Source organism: Paenibacillus sp. yr247 (assembly GCF_900103825.1).
GTDB lineage: Bacteria > Bacillota > Bacilli > Paenibacillales > NBRC-103111 > Paenibacillus_E.
Genome location: NZ_FNIF01000020.1, coordinates 45,040 through 62,083, shown reverse-complemented (window position 1 = coordinate 62,083; position 17,044 = coordinate 45,040). Strand labels below are relative to the sequence as shown.

General features: G+C 43.8%; 19 protein-coding genes and 1 pseudogene. 8 read left to right on the top strand and 12 right to left on the bottom strand.

All coding sequences use genetic code 11. The features are described from left to right. Positions 1-31 precede the first annotated feature (31 nt). The 4 genes from tpx to pdaA all read right to left on the bottom strand — a co-directional run bounded on the left by tpx (position 32) and on the right by pdaA (position 2,900). A complete protein-coding gene (gene tpx, locus BLT91_RS23375) occupies positions 32-556 on the bottom strand; it encodes a thiol peroxidase (protein ID WP_090825424.1) in 525 nt (174 codons plus the stop codon). Positions 557-603: 47 nt separating this feature from the next. Continuing rightward, the gene (gene trxA / locus BLT91_RS23370; protein ID WP_090825422.1) at positions 604-915 is read right to left on the bottom strand and encodes a thioredoxin; all 312 of its coding nucleotides are present in this window, start codon (positions 913-915) and stop codon (positions 604-606) included. Positions 916-955: 40 nt separating this feature from the next. Continuing rightward, complete coding sequence (gene trxB, locus BLT91_RS23365) at positions 956-1,885, bottom strand: thioredoxin-disulfide reductase (RefSeq protein ID WP_090825419.1); 930 nt, start codon at positions 1,883-1,885, stop codon at positions 956-958. 253 nt (positions 1,886-2,138) lie between these two features. Continuing rightward, positions 2,139-2,900 (bottom strand): delta-lactam-biosynthetic de-N-acetylase, encoded by a 762-nt coding sequence (gene pdaA / locus BLT91_RS23360; protein ID WP_090825474.1) that lies wholly within the window; start codon positions 2,898-2,900, stop codon positions 2,139-2,141. A 324-nt stretch (positions 2,901-3,224) separates the two neighbouring features. Here pdaA and BLT91_RS23355 point away from each other — a divergent pair, with 324 nt between their 5' ends. From BLT91_RS23355 to BLT91_RS23325, 7 genes are all read left to right on the top strand, one after another. Beyond that, positions 3,225-3,632, top strand: a complete 408-nt coding sequence (locus tag BLT91_RS23355) for a DUF1761 domain-containing protein (RefSeq protein WP_090825417.1) — start codon at positions 3,225-3,227, stop codon at positions 3,630-3,632. 166 nt (positions 3,633-3,798) lie between these two features. Continuing rightward, positions 3,799-4,158, top strand: a complete 360-nt coding sequence (locus BLT91_RS23350) for a hypothetical protein (protein WP_090825415.1) — start codon at positions 3,799-3,801, stop codon at positions 4,156-4,158. Positions 4,159-4,161: 3 nt separating this feature from the next. Beyond that, positions 4,162-4,479 carry a hypothetical protein gene (locus tag BLT91_RS23345; protein ID WP_090825413.1) on the top strand — a complete coding sequence of 106 codons (318 nt, stop codon included), beginning with the start codon at positions 4,162-4,164 and terminating at the stop codon, positions 4,477-4,479. Positions 4,480-4,584: 105 nt separating this feature from the next. Beyond that, positions 4,585-5,388: an AraC family transcriptional regulator gene (locus BLT91_RS23340; protein WP_090825472.1), complete on the top strand. Its 804-nt coding sequence runs from the start codon at positions 4,585-4,587 to the stop codon at positions 5,386-5,388. Positions 5,389-5,491: 103 nt separating this feature from the next. After that, positions 5,492-6,463, top strand: a complete 972-nt coding sequence (locus tag BLT91_RS23335) for an ABC transporter substrate-binding protein (RefSeq protein ID WP_090825412.1) — start codon at positions 5,492-5,494, stop codon at positions 6,461-6,463. Between the two features lie 4 nt (positions 6,464-6,467). Further along, a complete protein-coding gene (locus tag BLT91_RS23330; RefSeq protein ID WP_090825411.1) occupies positions 6,468-7,487 on the top strand; it encodes a FecCD family ABC transporter permease in 1,020 nt (339 codons plus the stop codon). Then, positions 7,484-8,488: a FecCD family ABC transporter permease gene (locus tag BLT91_RS23325; protein WP_254777094.1), complete on the top strand. Its 1,005-nt coding sequence runs from the start codon at positions 7,484-7,486 to the stop codon at positions 8,486-8,488. The genes BLT91_RS23330 and BLT91_RS23325 overlap by 4 nt, the downstream gene beginning before the upstream one ends. A 143-nt stretch (positions 8,489-8,631) precedes the next feature. On the opposite strand, the gene BLT91_RS23320 is transcribed toward BLT91_RS23325, so the two are convergent. The 3 genes from BLT91_RS23320 to BLT91_RS23310 form a co-directional block, all read right to left on the bottom strand. Then, complete coding sequence (locus BLT91_RS23320; protein WP_254777093.1) at positions 8,632-9,072, bottom strand: DUF6526 family protein; 441 nt, start codon at positions 9,070-9,072, stop codon at positions 8,632-8,634. Further along, positions 9,069-9,296: a DNA-binding protein gene (locus BLT91_RS23315; protein ID WP_090825410.1), complete on the bottom strand. Its 228-nt coding sequence runs from the start codon at positions 9,294-9,296 to the stop codon at positions 9,069-9,071. Before BLT91_RS23315 ends, BLT91_RS23320 begins: the two co-directional genes overlap by 4 nt. Before the next feature lie 83 nt (positions 9,297-9,379). Next, positions 9,380-10,135 carry a GTP pyrophosphokinase gene (locus tag BLT91_RS23310; RefSeq protein WP_090825466.1) on the bottom strand — a complete coding sequence of 252 codons (756 nt, stop codon included), beginning with the start codon at positions 10,133-10,135 and terminating at the stop codon, positions 9,380-9,382. A gap of 246 nt (positions 10,136-10,381) precedes the next feature. Between BLT91_RS23310 and BLT91_RS23305 the strand changes: the two genes are divergently transcribed. Continuing rightward, positions 10,382-11,188, top strand: coding sequence for a hypothetical protein (locus BLT91_RS23305; protein ID WP_090825409.1), 807 nt, complete (start codon positions 10,382-10,384; stop codon positions 11,186-11,188). Between the two features lie 174 nt (positions 11,189-11,362). Here BLT91_RS23305 and BLT91_RS23300 read toward each other — a convergent pair. The 5 genes and pseudogenes from BLT91_RS23300 to BLT91_RS23280 form a co-directional block, all read right to left on the bottom strand. After that, positions 11,363-11,963: pseudogene (locus BLT91_RS23300) on the bottom strand (solute carrier family 23 protein); the annotation flags it as partial. A 69-nt stretch (positions 11,964-12,032) separates the two neighbouring features. Beyond that, on the bottom strand, positions 12,033-12,800 hold the full coding sequence (locus BLT91_RS23295; protein WP_254777092.1) for a YheC/YheD family protein: 768 nt from the start codon (positions 12,798-12,800) through the stop codon (positions 12,033-12,035). Positions 12,801-13,135: 335 nt separating this feature from the next. Next, on the bottom strand, positions 13,136-14,260 hold the full coding sequence (locus tag BLT91_RS23290; RefSeq protein ID WP_090825406.1) for a Ger(x)C family spore germination protein: 1,125 nt from the start codon (positions 14,258-14,260) through the stop codon (positions 13,136-13,138). Next, a complete protein-coding gene (locus BLT91_RS23285) occupies positions 14,257-15,363 on the bottom strand; it encodes a GerAB/ArcD/ProY family transporter (protein WP_090825404.1) in 1,107 nt (368 codons plus the stop codon). The genes BLT91_RS23290 and BLT91_RS23285 overlap by 4 nt, the downstream gene beginning before the upstream one ends. Beyond that, entirely contained in the window at positions 15,363-16,898 is a 1,536-nt protein-coding gene (locus BLT91_RS23280) for a spore germination protein (protein WP_090825402.1), read from the bottom strand. Before BLT91_RS23280 ends, BLT91_RS23285 begins: the two co-directional genes overlap by 1 nt. Positions 16,899-17,044: the final 146 nt, after the last annotated feature.

Sequence of the window (17,044 nt, the reverse complement as noted above, 5' to 3'; positions counted from 1 at the left end):
TGATTGGGATGCTGCTCTCTTTTTAATCTTATTACAAAAGCTCTTGCAAGGCGCTTAATGCCGCATCATAATTCGGATGATTACTCATCTCGGTTAAATATTCCACATAGCGAACGGTATTATTCGCATCCAGTATGAATATTGCTCGCTGATCGAGCTGAAGCTCTTTGATCAAAACACCGTATGCTTGACCGAAAGAACGGTTTTTATAATCGGTGAGGGTAACGACTTTATCAATGCCCGCGGCCCCGCAAAAACGACTCAAAGCAAAAGGAAGATCCACCGAAATCGTCAAAATGACGACGTTATCCCCCATCTTATCTGCTTCCACATTGAAACGACGCGTCTGTGCATCGCAAGTACTTGTGTCCACGGAAGGAACCACCGAAATCAGCTTCACTTTGCCTGCATAATCGGACAAGCTTACTTCCGTCATTAAGTCCTTGTTAACTGTAAAATCTGGCGCTTGATCGCCAACCTTGATCTCCGGTCCCAGCAATGTAATCGGGTGTCCTCCTGCTGTAGCTACACCTGTGCGTTCTTGTATTTGTGCCATATTCTTTTTCCTCCTAAGATTTTATATGGATTATTACGTGATATCTTTTATACCTGCTCAATGACCGCTTTTAGCTTCTCTTTGGACTGTACGCCAACTAATTGATCAACTAATTGACCATCCTTGAAAACAAGTAATGTTGGGATGCTCATTACGTTATACTTTGAAGCGGATTCGGGGTTATCATCCACATTGATTTTTACGATCTTGGCTGCATCGCCGATTTCGGCAGATAGTTCATCCAGTATGGGGGCGATAATTTTACAAGGACCGCACCAAGGCGCCCAAAAATCTACGAGTACAATACCCGCTTCAATTTCACTAGTAAAAGTGGCATCGGAAATATGGTTAACTGACATGGCTGATTCCTCCTAATATTTGTTTTACACAATTGTTATTTTACACGTGCTGCTCTGAAATAAATCGTTCACAATCCAGTGCTGCCATACATCCGCTCCCAGCGGATGTGATGGCTTGGCGATAAATGCGATCCTGCACATCGCCGCAGGCGAAAACCCCTGGCACAGTTGTTTGCGACGTCCCCGGAATAACCTGCAAGTAACCGAGCTCATCGGTTGGCAGCTGTCCGCCTAAAAACCCGGTATTCGGTGTATGCCCTATAGCCAGAAAAATACCGTCTGCCTCAAGCAGCTCTTCCTCGCCAGTTGCGTTATTGAGCACTTTAAGCCCACTTACTCCGAGAGGACCCGCTACAACTTCAAGCGGTGTCCGATTGAGACTCCAAGCGACTTTTTGATTACCGCGGGCGTGGTCCTGCATGATTTTCGAAGCTTTCAGATCATCTCGGCGATGCACAACGCGTACTTCAGAAGCGAATCTCGTTAAGAACTGTGCCTCTTCCATCGCTGTATCACCGCCGCCAATCACGATAATTTTCTTGTTCCTGAAGAAAAATCCATCGCAAGTAGCACAGGTGCTAACGCCCTTGCCGATATTGTCGGTTTCACCAGGGATACCCAGCTTCTTGGCTGTTGCACCTGTAGAGATAATCAGCGAATCCGCCGTCAATTGGCCGCCGTCCTCTAAAAACAACGTGAAAGGCCGCTTGGACATGTCAACTTCTGTGACACGACCAGACTGTATCATAGCACCGAAGCGTAACGCCTGCTTACGCATGTTATCCATAAGCTCTGGCCCCGTAATTCCATCCGGGAATCCAGGGAAGTTATCCACCTCTGTTGTCGTGGTCAACTGACCACCAGGTTGTATGCCCTCTATCACTAGAGGTGATACGTTAGCTCTCGCTAAGTAAATCGCTGCGGTTAACCCCGCTGGTCCAGTTCCGATAATGATTGCTTTGTGGTGCATAGGAACGCCTCCTTCAATGCACTTGATAAATTATCATTTTGCATTTTAACTTGTAAGCAATTTAATTTGAAACAAATCTTATGAATGAATCATACCAAATCGATTTAACATTGTCAACAACTAAATTGTATACAATTTAGTTACGCATGAACTAGTCCTCAAACTATCCAACCAAAGAAGCATACTCTTTAAAGAGAAAAACTCCTTAGCCTTGTATCAACAAAGCTAAGGAGTTTTCAGTTGTGCAGCTTATCTACGGCGTTCGACTCTTCATCTCATCCAGACTCTTGAACTGGTATCCCTGACTCCTCGCATCATCGATGATTTTGGCGAGTGCCTCCGTGTTATCTTTGGACACCGAATGCAGCAAAATCACCGCGCCAGGATGCAGCTGTGCCATTACATTTTTGTAAGCATACTCCCAGCCTTTCTGCTGTTTGGGCTCCCAATCGCGATAAGCAATAGACCAGAATACGTTGGTATAGCCCAGCTCCTGGCTGACAGCTAACGACCGACCGTTAAATATCCCCCGAGGCGAGCGCAGATAGCGCATCTCCTTTTGACCAGTGACTGCGCTGACTTCTTCTTTTACCTGATTCAGTTCTTTCTGGATGCGTTCTGCCGATATTTGGCTCATATCCGGATGGCTCCAAGAATGGTTGCCGATCAAATGGCCTTCCTGCGCCATGCGTTTCAGCAGCTCAGGCTCCGACCTGATGTAATGCCCCGTCACAAAAAAGATCGCGGGGACCTGCTTTTCCTTCAGCACATCTAAAATCTTACCGGTATAGCCCTGCTCATAGCCATTATCAAAGGTTAAGTACAATTCCTTGACAGCGAGATCGCCTGTAAAAATAGCCCCATGCTGCTTCAAAAGGCTTTTGAATCCTTCCTCGTCAATCGACGGGCGCTGCCCGTGCGTGCTTTTTTTAAATCCGAAATGATAAGACCCATCTGCAGATGCCAGCGTGGTATGCCCCAACAGCATAGCAAGCACGACGGTAAGGATACGCATGTAGTTCACGGGTGTAGATTCACTCCTTGCCTTCTGTGGATTGGTACAGCCTACATAGACTATTACTAATATGCCACATTTTAGACAGTGATTATGTGAAGTTTAGGAGTGCCCGAGGCAGGGTAATATTGGATGCTTGATGATAATCCTCAATTTATTACTTTCCCAAAGGCATCCACAACGTCCCCTCGGAAGGAATGTCCAATCAGCAGGGTCTCATGGTATACTTTCGTACCAGACGTTCGAGAAATAGCATTTTACAACCTTGGACCTTCACGATACAATGCTCCTATACATAAATTCATTATCTATGGGGGTTGAATCATGAATCTATTAGAAGTAAACTATCTCGCTGTACTTGTAGCCACGTTGAGCACCATGGTGCTTGGATTTTTGTGGTATTCTCCTGTCTTATTCGGAAACGCTTGGGCCAAGCTGCGAAACTTAAAAAAGGAAGAGATGTCCGGCGGAAGCCCTATCACCTACATCCTCACAGCCCTAACGGCACTGGGGGGCTCCTTTATTCTGGCATTTCTATTGACGCTGAGCAGCGAGATAACTTGGCTGACAGGACTCACGATTGGCTTGCTAATTGGTTTAAGTATTTCATTGAAAATCGGTATGAATTATTTGTTCGAAAATGCCAAGCTCTCGCTTTATTTCATCACCATCGGCTACCACTTGGTATCCTATATAATTGCTGGCATTATCATCGGGGCATGGCAGTCTTAACAATCAATCGGATAAACGTAAAAGAGCGCCTTCATTGGAGACGCTCTTTTTTCATTGCTTTCGTGAGATTCAACCTCGTCTATATTGCTCATTAAGGGATATCCCCCCATTCCACTTGGAACCTGCTCGAATATACTAGAGCACAAGATCTTTGGGGGTGGAGTTAGTGCTTCAACTTAATGGAATCGTTGGCGGTAATGCGCCAATATCGGTTGGCGCCGGGAAAACGATACTGCTGCAGCAAATACTCATTCGTGTGAAAAACAAACAAAAGCTGATTTTGAGGAATATCAACTTCTTGTTTAACAACGATGCTTTTGCGATCAAAATAGAGGCTGAACCCTCGCCCGGCACCTTTATAGCCAGGGGGGGCGCTGGTGATTTATCTCCTAACAAAGTGCTAGTAAACAATACAACTGGCGAGGATTTACTAATATTCCTACTCGTAAGTGCTGTAAATAAAGCCAAGAATTCACGCGCCTTGAGTCGTTCAGACAGCTGGCGCATGACCTTAGTACGGCGGTAAGGCATGATGACAAAACGTTTTATCCATAGAAATGAGAAAACACAAACACAACGTACAGCTCCTATCAAAGAAGACTTGCTGCATGTTCTGGGGCTATCATCAGAGGAAGACATTTACAATGCCCAGTATAATGGGCAATCACTCGCAGATATCGCCAAAGCGAACAAGGTTGATGTTCAAAAAGTCATTGAACTTCAACTGTCAGAGTTAACCGAACAGCTAAACGCACGACTGTCCAGCGGCAGCATCACGTCTGAGCAGTATCAAGCCCAACGTGAAGAATTGCCTGAGATTATTATCAAGAGTGTATACGCAATGTAATAAAGCGCCCGTTTTGGCGCTTTTTTTATGCTTACGCACTTGTTGTGAACACACATCTGTGTCACTATCAAAAAGAGAAGCTCATTAGGAAAGGACTCCTTGATCATGAATTTTCATCAACTTATTCCGCTTGTCCCTCTCATTGAACAGATCGAGACGAGTTGTTCCACTCTTACGGTCGAATGTCCGGCCAATACTTATCAGCTTATTATCGTGCGTCGTGGTCATATCACGATACACAGGCAGGATCATGAACCTACCATTTGTTCACAAGCCTATGCCTGCCATCCCGATGAAGGTTCCTACATTATTCAAGTTCCTGAAACCAAAACCGCGGCGTATGTGATCATCACTTACCAGATGCTGCCTAACGGATATACGTGGACCTTACAGGGGCTTCTCTCGACCCTGAGCGAGATCAAGATTCACTATATGCTGGATGAGCTTATTCGTACTGTTCATGATCTTCATCCACTTACGGATGAAGAAGAGGCTGCCCATACGTTTCGTAAACGAATGATGTTGGAACGTATCCTTTTCATTTATTTATATGAATCCCAGTTGACCCAAGACAAAAAGTCTTCCGCCGAATCGATTGAAGAGATCATTTCCTATATGAATGAGCATTATATGCTTGAGCTCTCGCTTCCTATGCTGGCTAGACGAGCTGGTATGAGTGTAGGCTATTTTACTGTTCTTTTCAAAAAACACACTGGAGCTACGATGATGAATTATTTGTACACACTGCGGATTGAGAAGGCCAAACAGATGTTTCTCCATACCGATTTACGTGCCAAAGAAGTTGCGGGGCGCGTCGGATTTGTTGATTATTTTCATTTCAGCAAGGTTTTTAAGAAAAAAACAGGTTATTCACCTTCTGTATTCATAGCCAGCCAAAACAAAATCTAATAATTGGACATGCTTAATATACATAATAGACATGTCCTAAAGTGGGATTATTCGGTATGATTCCAGATGAGAATAATAATCATTGTCATGGAGGAATGCTGAAATGAAACACCACTTCACTCGTATTTGCCTTATCGCACTGATCAGCGTATTTGCAATAAGCCTTGCAGCTTGCGGCAAATCGACGAATATCGAATCAGCTGCAACAACACCGGCGGCTGCTAGCCAGAAGCCTGCTGCTCAAGCTGACGGAAAAATTACGGTTCAGGACGCGGTAGGAACAGTCGAACTGCCTAAAAAACCCGAGCGCATTATTGCTATGGAATTTGGGTTTACCGATATCCTCGTCACTTTAGGCGTACAGCCTGTTGGTGTTGCCGACGACGATAGCCCGGGTCTATTTATGGACGCGGTAAAAAGTCAGTTGAAATCATACAAGTCCGTAGGTTCCCGCTATGAGCCGAATATTGAGCTGATTAGCTCACTTAAACCCGATTTAATCATCGTCGACGTGAACAAGCACAAGAATGCCATTCCCCACCTAAAAGGAATTGCGCCTGTTCTGGTGTTAGATGATTTCCAAGCCGATTACAATCAAATGCTCAAGAACGTTGCTATTATCGCTAAAGCCGTCGGAAAAGAAGAAGAAGGTAAGAAACGTCTATCTGAGCACCAAACAAAGGTCGAGTCTTTGAAAAAGAAACTCGGTTCAACGAATCTTCGAGTTCTCCCGGCCGTTGTGAATCCCAAAGGATTCTTCGCTCATTCTGATCATGCTTATAGCGGCTCTTTCTTAGCGATGCTAGGGTACACGGACCCTATTAAAAACGCTGCCGCTTATCCGCAGATCACACTAGAACAGCTGGTTGAAGCCAATCCACAAGTCCTGTTCTTGCTGCCTACAGAAAAAGAAACCATCATCAAACAATGGGAAACGAACCCGCTTTGGCAGAAAATTGACGCTGTAGCAAACAAAAAAGTATTCACTGTAGAACGACGTGACTGGTCTCTATCCCGTGGATTCCTCGGATCTGAGAAAATCCTCGAGGATATCGTGAAGAATTTGGGGCAATAGTCCAATGAAGCCTATGCCTATGTATGAGAAGCAGAGCCGTAAATGGCCTCTGCTCTTCCTTTTTTCTGCATCTATTCTCATTATGATGATTGGTGTGATCTGTAGTTTGAAATGGGGCCAAACCCATGTCTCCTGGCGCACCTTGCTCGAAGCCTTGACCCACCAAGGCGGTGATAAAGCTCACCTCTACATCCAAACACTACGTTTACCGCGTGCCATCATGGCATGTATCGTAGGTATGCAATTGGCCTTAGCAGGGCTGCTTACACAGCTCACTACCAAAAACCCGCTAGCATCCCCACACATCTTCGGAATTAATGCTGGAGCAGCGTTGGCCGTTGTGGTGGGACTTGTCGCTTTACCCCATTTTGGCAATATAGGCCTAATTGGTTTCGCATTCGTAGGGGCCGCCCTAAGCGCGCTGCTGATCTGGTCGCTAGCGGGGACGGGGCGTCAGCAATACGTACGTTTAGCCCTAGCCGGGATAACCATACACTTCCTCATGTCTTCTCTGACGGAAGGCTTCATTATCATGAATCAGCATGCCACTGACAGCATGATCTTCTGGCTGGTTGGCTCCTTAAATCAAGCCTCCTGGACAGAAGTGCGTATCATATTACCCTTTTTTATAGGCGGCATGATGCTATTCAGCTTCATGCTTCCCTCATTTAAGCTGCTGCTTCTAGATGATGACATCGCGGCAGGTTTAGGCCAACGTATATCTGCCGTGCGTGGAACCAGTATTCTGCTCGTTATCTTACTCGCCGGGTCCTCAGTAGCCTTATGCGGTCCGATTGGATTCGTTTGTCTCCTTGTTCCGCACATGGCTCGTGCTATGGTTGGCACTAACTTAACGATTCTTGTCCCGTTGACAGCACTACTGGGGGGGATTCTTCTCTTATATGCGGACTTCCTTAGTCGCTTTATTGCTTTTCCATTCGAATCACCGGTCGGCATCGTGACATCTGCGATTGGCGCGCCATTCTTCATCTACTTGGCTCGCAAGCAAGGAGGTGCGCGGTGAAAAGGATAGCTCGAACTATGCGGAAACCTGCTTTTTCTTTGATGGCAGCAAGCGCAACTATGATTGTGCTCGCTATCATTTATGCACATGTGGGCGCCGTACGTATCCCACTAGGAGATGTATGGGCTGGATTAATGGATGAGAAGAGCCCGTCTTATTTCATCATACATCAGGTTCGATTACCGCGCATCTTGGTTGCGATATTAGCAGGATTTGGTTTAGCAGTTGGCGGCGTTATTCTGCAGAGCCTGGTGAGAAATCCGTTAGCCAGCCCTGATGTTATTGGGATTACCAAAGGGGCCGGATTTATGGCTGCGGCTGTTATCTTTCTCTTCCCCAAATCGCCAAGTTACTTCTTGCCAATTGCTGCGTTCATCGGCGCCTTCTCAGCATTCCTTATTTTACTGCTGTTAAGTCGGCGCTTAACACTACCTCCCGCCACCCTTGCATTGGTGGGCGTTGCGATTGGGACTGTATTTCAAGCCGGCACACAGTATTTAATTGTCAGACACCCTAGCGACATCAACATGGCGCTGCTCTGGCTGTCCGGAAGCTTATGGAGCCGAAGCTGGCACGAAGTATACACGCTGCTGCCGTGGATCGCTGGGCTGTTGCCTATCGTATGGGCGAACTATGCGAAGCTGAATATTTTTCAGCTTGGTGACGATATCACCACCTCGCTCGGGCTGAACATCGCGAAGGAGCGCTTCTGGCTGCTGCTGCTTGCCGTTGCTCTCGCCGGCATCTCTGTGTCTGCCGTGGGCGCGATTGGCTTCATTGGCCTGATCGCACCTCATATTGCGCGGAGCATCGTCGGCAGCCGGCATCAATGGCTAATCCCGCTTGCAGCTTTGATAGGCGCCGATTTGATGCTCTTCGGCGACCTGCTCGGCCGCATCATTATCCTCCCACGGGAAGTACCCGTGGGCATCATGACCGCCGTCATAGGCGCGCCGTATTTTATCTACTTGCTGCGTAAGGAGCGGCAACGCAGAGGGTAAATCAATAATGACGTTAAGTGAGTTTGTACCTTAGTGTCATTGGTAAATGAACTACTCTTACGTTAAAAATGCTATATTGCTTGGGTTCGCGCCAACAAAAAAAGACACGATCCGCAAAGGATGTGTCTCTTTCTAGAAAATCGCTATATCCGGTAGTCGTCGCTTCTCCAGCTCTTAATTGACTTCTTAATCGTGTCAGGTGACCATTGCTCGGCAGCTGCCCTCTGACAAAGCGCAGGAAACTCCTCGTCGGAAGCAAAGCGTAAAGCAGTAATCTGTCCAATAGTAAGCCTTGAGTCCAGTAACTTCTGGGTCAACACATAGTGCCGGAGACTCTCTTCTGCCCGTATCGCGCGATCCTGCGCTTTTAACGGATAGGAACGAATCAGAAGGAATACAATGACTACAATGATAGAAATGAGTAAGAAAAGAAATGCGGGAAGCACTTGATTCCCGGATTGCACGGATCTAACCAGTTCTATGACGGATGAAATCAGTAACACTAACGCTAGCAAGGAAAATACAAAATGAAACAGCGGATGCATTCTACGGTGATTTGCATAGGTTTGATTGTCGATTTTCATGATTTCCCCACAATCTCATCAATTTCACTTTTTAATAACAAGTAGCGATGAACACTTCTCATAATGGGCACTTTCGTTAACTTGTTTTTGTCCACATAGAGTTTCATTTGATCTTTGGAAAGACCTAATGATTCTCCTGCTTCCATAACTGTTAATACGACTTCATTACTTGTAGCGTTGAACGTTGACTTCACTTTTTGATTCCAATCTTCAAATGCTTGCATGTACTCGCAACACCCTTCTATTCCGATCCTTTCATTATACCACAGAAATTTAAAGACACATCATCCATTTGTAGGATTAGATCTCACATCGCTTCCTCATCATTTAAAAGCTCCAGCAAGGCTTGCGGCAGAGCAAATTGCTGATTGTTAATGATAATTCGATTCAACTTATCGTCCATTGTTTCCGATTGCTCTTCTTTGATGACTTCAATTTCGGCATGCAGGCGTTCCATTTGCAAATCCAAAGCAGACGCGGCTGCGGCCGCTTGCTTTAATTCATCTAGTAACCGCTCAGGTACGGCTTGATTACCTTGATTATACTTATAATATATTTTATGTTCCAAGCTCGCCCAAAAGTCCATCGCAATCGTACGAATTTGAACTTCGATACATACACTCTCTTGTCGATCCGACATATGTACGGGCACTTCGATCAACAAATGAAGACTTTGATAGCCGTTTGGCTTCGGGTGTTTAATATAATCTTTCTCTCCCAGCACTTTCAGGTCACTTTGGCTTTTCAGCATGTTGCTTATGACATAAATATCAGAAACGAATGAACACGTAATCCGCATCCCGGCAATGTCTTTAATACTGTCTCTAATCCCCGAGAACGAGATCTCGCCGCCCTTTCTATTGAGCTTATAAAAAATACTTTCCGGTGACTTCAAGCGAGATTTGGTATGCTCAATGGGATTATATTCATGCAGCATCTCGAATTCTTGCACTAGAATTTCTACGCGAGTCTCCATTTCATCCAGAGCGAATTTGTACGTCATCATAAATCGCGTGATTTCGTTCTTAAACCGTTTCAAGTCATTTATTGAAAGTTGATTCATCATAGTTGTTTCATCCTTTGGTCATGGTTATTTTACCGGTCCTAGTTAGTGTAAAGCACTTATGTCACTCGGAGCAAATTTGGTGTTCTTATTGACACTTGTGTATTGTATTGGTATAGTTCACCTATCATATTCGAGTGAATACTTACGATGGAAGCACCCGTAAGACAAGGCTAAGGCCTTTTCTTGCAGGTGCTTTTTTTGTTGTATTCACATCGCATTTGCAACTTCGAAGGAGGATGTTTAATGAAAAATGTCACTGCTCTACTCACCGCTTTAGCCCTCGCCTCGGCCATTCCGGCAGAAGCGGCAGCAGCCGTTTCGATCGAAATCACAACCACGATTCAATCATCCCTCGACAAAACGATTGCCGGCGCAGCTCAAACCCAGGCCAGTAGAATCAATTCGCTGTACACCGATTTCCTCGCCCTTCAGAAGCAAGAACAAGACTGGGACGCCAAGATCAATGCACTTCATACTAGAAATAAAGAAACATTGGCAGCGCTGGTCAAACAGACCAAAGAAGTCGACACCGCCAAATTATCCAAATTGGAGGATGATGCCGCACAAACGAGAGAACGCTATAAACCATTATTATCCAGTTACACCGCACTAAATAAACAAATCGAAGCCGCCCGATTGCTGCAAAGCAAAAGCTTGAATGCCCTGCTTAGGATCCAAGCTGCTGCTATGAAAATTCCCGTACAGCTAGCTCGCAATGACATCAATACCAAGGACAAAGCTTGGCAAACAGCCAAGGATAAAGCCTCTAAATCAATGAAAAAAATTCGCAGCAGCCTAAGTGACATTGACCCTGTAAATGTACAGATCAAAGCTAAGCAAGGAGCTGTGAAAACTACCCAGAACAGTCTCTCCCCGATATGGAGCGCTTTTAAACAAGCAGCCAAAAAAGAAGATACAAATGGCGTTCAAAGCTCACTTACCTCCATGGTCTCTCTTTTGCGTCAAATGAATGAAGAAGAGCAGAGAATCTATAAGCTCGAAACCAACATCAGTGACACACTCGCTGCTGTAAAATCGCAAATACCTTAGAATTATGACCGGAACGCATAAAAATCGGCTAAGGAGCGGTTCACCCATTTAGTTAATTTGAGGAAGCTAACTGCTCTTCCGGCAACGTTCTGTGCCAATTCGGACGTTGATTCGAAACGTGCTCCATACTGGCGAGCGTTGCCGGACTTCTTGGGAGCCCGCAGCCATTTGCTGCATTGCTCCTGTTGTAGTTCCAATGGCATCTGCAAGCAGCGCGCCCCGTGATCGCGGGAATTTATTGTCCTTAAGAAGGCCCGCTTGCTCAGCAACCCCGAGCATCGTTCCCGTTACCGAAGAACAGAAAGCCTTTCACCTAATAAGCCATCAAAACCAGAGAAACTATAAGGCCAACAATCGTCAATGACGTCATTGGTTCCCTCAAATTCCCTAGAGTTAGAAGCGTTGCTGGAGAAGCTACAATAATCTTCGCATTTTGCAGACCGATAAAAGTGATGAACAAGCCAATTCCGGCCGTTATGGCATGTTTTAAGCTAGAAGGAATCGCATCCAGCAGCATATATCGAAAGGACGTCAAAGATAACATGCCGGGCGCAATCACGATAGGGTAGTTAGCAAAAAGGCCCATAATCAGCGTTGCCACAATACTTGCCAGTACAGTCGCAATAAACACCCCATGAAAGTCCATTCCCGCTTTGCTCAGAATCCCAGGATTCACAATCACGATGTAAACCATCGTCAAAAATGTCATTACCCCCGCCATGAGTTCCGTTGGAATCGATGTGCCTCGTTCTTTCAACTTAAAAAGAGTGTTCATTTATGGTTACCTCCAATAACAGGAATTGGGATTTTCTTTTATTCTCCCCTTTAACGTTTGTACGACTTTTTATTTACGTTTAATCTTACCGGTACGTAAAGCATTTAGATAAGAGTGTCTGATAGCCTTTATCCTTCTATAGTTAGAATGATCTTTCATCTTGGCAAAAAGTTCATGGGAAGGGTAATCAAAATTAACTTCGATTAACCATAGTTTCTTTTTGCTATCTACGGCAAAATCGATCCCAATCTGAGATGAATATTTATATCGAATAAATCGGTCGCAAATTCGATGACTTAAACGTATCAGTTCTCGAATCATTCTTCTTTGCTCTTGTTTAGACAACGAAAGCGAGCCTGATAGAGCTTGATCAACCGTAATCACGTAACCGCCGCCGCGATTAACGTTCGTAATTACACTCGATTTCCCTGCAACCTTAGCCAGCATTCCAACATATGACCAATGATTCTGAGCATTTCTCATCATCATGACTCTGATATCAAAGGAGCTCCCCTTGAAGGTTGCCAGATCAATGGCTTTCTGAATAATGTAGGTTTCTGATCTCGTTTCTTTGCGAATATTCTCATACAGGTTTTGGAGAGTGAGACAGCGCTTGGAACGTCCCTTGACTTTAACCAAACGGAAGCCATCACTGGATTTCCAAGCTTTCATAATTCCTTTTCCCATATGGGACATATTTGGTTTCACGTAGACCGAATTATACTTTCGGAAAATTTGATTTAATGTGAACCAACTGAACAAGCGTGTATAGGGTAAGTAGGATTGGATCACGTTGTCTTTCATATAAAAGGTGTGCAGTCCCCATTTCCCAGGCACACATATTCCCCCTTTTTGGAATCTTGAAGCCATCTGTGAGCCCAAAATTCGCGGGATTTTTTCTGAAATAATCGTACTCTACTATCTCTTAAACATCGTTTAATGATAAATACCTGATGAAGTTTTTTTAAGAATCAACACTTTATTTTTGAAGACCACGACAATCCCTCCATTCATCTGATACTACTTATTATTCTTTAAAAGAAGGAATTGGAACGTAGTTATGCCTAATTTTCTAGAAATGAAATGGTTATCTCAAAAAACAAAAAAAGCCAATATTCTTTGGGAATACTGACTCCTGTATGATAATTAGAACCCCGATGTGTTTATCCATCTTACTCTGTTACTCCAAATGATTTAATTTTGACTTGCGGTGTAACACGAACCTTTGCTTTGGAAAATGATTTCCCCCATTCATTTTGTACCACCTTCCATGCAGAAGATTGGTAGGCTCGTGCATAGAGCCCGAAACCGAATGGATCGACTTGATTTTCCTGACATTTCTTTATTAAAGAATCAAACTGTTTCTGAAGTTCTTTCGTAATCTGATTTTCCAATTGGGTTTTATGCTCCTTCATATCGAAATTATTATCCCCTTCTATTGAAGTCATCTCAATAGGAATTTTGATATTTATGTCATACTGAAACGTATTTTCGGAGTATGCTACTATGACTTTCTTCTTAACATTCACAGCATTAAAAGAAACCATGCGATTGTTATTATCTTCACCATTCGATGTTTCTGCGACTGGTATGGAGAAAGATAGCTCACCATTCATTTGATTTTGTAGAACCAACAAATACATGCTTTCATCCAACGAAAGATGTCCTGCATATTCTCCTTGTTTATTAAGCAAGTCTGTTCCGGTAACCTTGATCTGCTCTACGTCCTTTTTTATTTCTGTTATCGAAGGAGTAATCCCCTTATCTTTCATCTGTCGACGTAACTCCTGCAAATTCGTTATTACCGTGACGTTTCTTTTATTTGCGGTATCGATCAATTTTCTCATATGCATGGCGAGCCGAGGTTTATCTTTCGGTTTAAAGTTAAAGACTTCTTCAACCGGACCATCTACGATTATGACTCGGGAGCTTACGGGTTGTTTAGGTTCACGATAAAAAAGGTCAAATAGGCGATACCACTCCTTTTGTTGAAGCAGTCGTTTGCTGATCAGTACTGACTGATTTTTACCGCCTATCGTCAACCCTGTAAGAATGGCATCCAGTTTCTGACGTGATTTTCGAATCGAGACAGCTTTCACTGCTGTTTTCTCTGTTTTTTCCTTGGCTTCTTTATAAAATACAGGGCTTTGCGTATAGACGACAAGGTTATTCTTTTCGTCCAAATCCAATCCCAGCATGAGTGTTATGGAGGCATCCTCCAAATTCATCTGGTCATAACATCCTGGCATCAAAAGAATGCACATTGCTGCTAGAAGGAATATACAGGAGCGCTTCATCCCAAATCTCCTTTTCGGAACAAGCTGAATATTCTTGTATATACCAACAAGAACAACGGGAAGGCAAAGGCGAAATATATCCCCATACTGTTCAACAGCTCCTTTAGTTGATCAATCTGATCATTACCGGGATTATAAAAAATGGACAAAAGGAACACACCTATCAACATTATTCTCAAGTACGGCTTGTGATCTTGTTTACCAAGTAATTGACTTATTCCGAACACCGCGCAATACACGTTGAAAATCCAAACTCTAGAAATCATAAAGACGTAGGCCACTAAAAAGATGAGTTCAAATCGTTCCAGAAAGCGAAATTCAATAGTCTTTATAACTTTTAAAGTAGGGAAAGTGTAGGACGTGATATCGTCTGGCGAAAAATAGAGAAAGCAAACCAAAATGGCCAGCATGTATATCACAAACGACAGTGTGTTGCCAATGATAACCCCTTTAATCGCAGATTCTTTATGCTTTAAGAAGGGATACAAGATAAACGCAGTTTCAAAACCCAAGAAAGACAGGCTTGTAGGTTTTACAGCACTCAGCACCGGTTTCCAGCCCTCTTCTAAAACAGGAAGTAAGTTCAACCAATGGCCCTGGCCCCCCCTCAATGCATACACATAGACAATAGCCAGCCATAAGAAACCCCAGAAGGTGAATTCCGCATATCTTGCCAAGACACGAATATGATTCCGTCCAATCGTATAGATCGGTATGACAAACAACAAGACAACCAGGTATTTTGGGGTCTTAGACAATAGCTCCAAATTGACCACCGTGACAGATGCATAAATACTTGTGAAAAAAACAAAAGAAAAATAGAAAATGATAAAGATTCCGATAACAGTCCCCAATACTTTTCCGAAGTATCGAGGTATCAAATCGTACACCGTATCCTCTGGATGCTTTTTCATAACCTGAATGATAATCACACTAGATAATACGGATATCGCCCAACCGATTAGGAGGGAAATCCAGCCATTCGTTCCGGCCAACTTTGCTAAATCCTTGGGTAAAGACAATATTCCAATCCCCAGTTGAGTCCCATGAATCATCAAGATATATTGTATCAATGTGATATCGTTCAGCGCATACTTTTTCATCAACCGTCACCCTTCGAATGATTAGAACCTTGCCTTTTTTCTTGTGTTGGTCTTGCGCTTAAGGGACGCTTGCGCATAAAGAATAAAGGCAGTCGAACAAACGAATCTTTCAAATCCTTGAACCTCATTGGACTAAACGGACTGAAATATGGCGTTCCTAGAGACTCTAGCGCAATCAGGTGTCCGAACATCACCATCATTCCTATTCCAACCCCAAAAAGCCCGAAAAAAGCTGCAATCAGCATCATCGGGAAGCGAATCAAACGAATGGCAGCAGACATGTCGTGACTTGGGATGATAAACGAGGACAAAGCAGTCAAAGAGACAACGATCACCATAATGTTGCTCACAATCCCCGCTTGTACTGTCGCTTGTCCTATAACAATTGCGCCCACTATCCCAACTGTTTGCCCAATTGGGGCTGGAAGGCGTATCCCTGCTTCCTTAAGCATTTCCAAAGTAATCTCCATGATAAAGGCTTCTATGATAGGCGGGAATGGAATGCTTGCTCTTGACTCGCCGACTGACAATAGTAACTGCATAGGAATCACTTCAAAATTAAAAGAAATGACAGCTATATAGATCGCAGGTAAAAAAATGGTCACAAAAAAAGCGGAAAATCTTAGGATTCGCAGAAAAGATGCAACTTGCCAACGCATGTTGTAATCATCTGTGCTTTGGAAAAACATCGCAAAATTTGCAGGTCCAATCAGAACGAAAGGCGACCGATCGACGACAACAGCAAGCCTTCCTTGCAAAATCTGTGAGGCGACAGAATCGGGCCGCTCTGTAATGGAAAAGTGAGGAAATGGCGAATAGGGGTTGTCCTCAATGAATTCTTCTAGTTCGCCTGTGTTTAGGATGGCGTCAACATCAATTTTTTGAATCCTTTTTTCCAACTCTTGAAGAACTTCCGGTTGGGCAACATCAGCTAAATATAAAATGCTGACCCTTGTCATCCCCCTCTCACCTACGATGCATTCTTTTATTTTCAATTCTCGATTTGGTATGTATCTTCGAATTAAGGCAATATTTATGCTTCCTGTTTCAACAAAGCCTTGATGAGATCCTTTTAAGGACGCTTCCAATTGAGGATCCTGAATTGCCCTTTGTGGCCACCCTTGTGTGTCTAAAAGATCGGCTGTATTCTTATCCTCCACAAATAGGACACTCTGCCCATGCAGAATGGCTTGTTCAACTTGAGATAAATCGTGTACAGACTGGATACTGCCGACCGTTACTATTTGATCGATAGGCATATCACCAACAATTTCTTGCATGAGCGGCTGTAGAACATCACTATTGATTGCTTTTCGATCAGTTAAATCGTTTAGATAGACAAGGGCAGCACGTTTTTGGGTTGATTTAATTTGAAACTGGCGCGTGATCAGATCGGGGGCTAGGGTGAATAGTGTTTGCAAATCTAATAAATTTTCATCTAGATCCATACTAAGTGGCTTCGAAATTTGCAGATTTGCTTTTTGTTGAGGTGGATAGCGTCTTTTGACTCTGATTAAGTTACGAAAAAATCCCATATTTCTTCAGTCCCTAAGATTACTTTTACTATTTCCAATTTATGGTGCGCAAAATATGCAGAAATATTCATACATTAGGGGAACTACGAAAAATAAGAATTCGGGTGATGCCAAGTATTTGAGAAAATTACGTCTGGTGTACCCTA